The organism is Micromonospora sp. M51 (assembly GCF_018070305.1).
GTDB lineage: Bacteria > Actinomycetota > Actinomycetes > Mycobacteriales > Micromonosporaceae > Micromonospora > Micromonospora parva.
Genome location: NZ_JAGPXZ010001186.1, coordinates 1 through 1191 on the forward strand (window position 1 = coordinate 1; position 1191 = coordinate 1191).

Below are 1191 nucleotides of genomic sequence, written 5' to 3' on the forward strand. Positions count from 1 at the left end.
GCATACCACGGCGCGGCCGGCACCGGGCTCGACGTGTTCGACCACCCGGTGGACGAGGGCGTGCGGCACCCCGGGGTCGCGGTCCGGCAGGACGGCGTGGACGGGCTCTGCGCGACCTGCCGTGCCTGCCCGGTGGTCGACAGGTGCGGCGGCGGCCTGTACGCCCACCGCTGGCGCACCGGCTCCGGCTTCGACAACCCCTCGGTGTACTGCCCCGACCTGCTCGGCCTGATCGACGCGGTGGACGCCTACCCGCCGCCCACCCCGCCCGCGTCGGGCGAATGGTCCGCCACCGCGCCCGTCGACGAGTTGCTCGACGACCTGGCCACCGGGCACGGGTCGACGTCGACGCTCGCGCTGCTCGCCGCCACCCAGCTCTCCATCACCCGGGCGCTGTTGGCGGCCTGCCGGGACCGGTTTGGCAGCACTGCCGCCTGGGACCTGCTCGTCCACCTCGACCAGGCGGCCCCGGACGCCGTCCAGGCGGTCCTGGCACACCCCTTCGTCCGGCCCGCGCTGGTGCACCGCCTCGACCCGGCGGCCCTGCCGGGCCTCGGCGCGGCACTCGACCCACTGCCGGCCCTCGCCGTCGCCGCGGCCCTGCGGGCGGGCGTGCCGGCCACGGTGCGCGTCCCGCTGCGGGCCGGCGCGATCACGGTGCCCACGCTCGGTGACCTGGTGCTACCCGGCCCGGGGGAGAGCGCCGAGGTGACCGTCGGGCCCGGCGAGTTCCGGGCCCGGATCGGGTCGGTCGAGCGGACGGTGTCCCTCGATCCGCTGGCGCCGCCGTCGACCGGTTGGCTGCCGACCCGCGACGTGCCGGTGCCCGGCGGCCGGTTGCTCATCGAGGACGGCGACCCGTACCGCGACTGCTACGGCCAGCCGGTGGAACCCCGCCTGGAGGCTCCGGCCGCGCGGGCGTTGGGCCGTACCCTGACCGACGCCTGGCGGGTCGTGCAGCGGGACGTGCCGGCGCACGCGGCGGCGCTCGACGGCGGCCTGCGTGCCGTCGTTCCGTTGGCCCCCGACCCGGCGCGACCACTGCGCAGCGCGACCGCCCGGCACGCGTTCGGCGCGGTCGCCGTCACCCCGCATCCCGACCCGGAGACGCTGGCGGTGCTGCTCGTGCACGAGTGGCAGCACGCGAAGCTGGGCGCGGTGCTCGACCTGTACGACCTTGTCGAACCCGGC

At 77.2% G+C, this 1191-nt stretch carries 1 protein-coding gene; it reads left to right on the forward strand.

The features are described 5' to 3' along the window. Positions 1 to 1191, forward strand: a 1191-nt coding sequence (locus tag KBX53_RS33555) for an HEXXH motif-containing putative peptide modification protein (RefSeq protein ID WP_247676595.1), incomplete at both ends; no start/stop codon positions are given.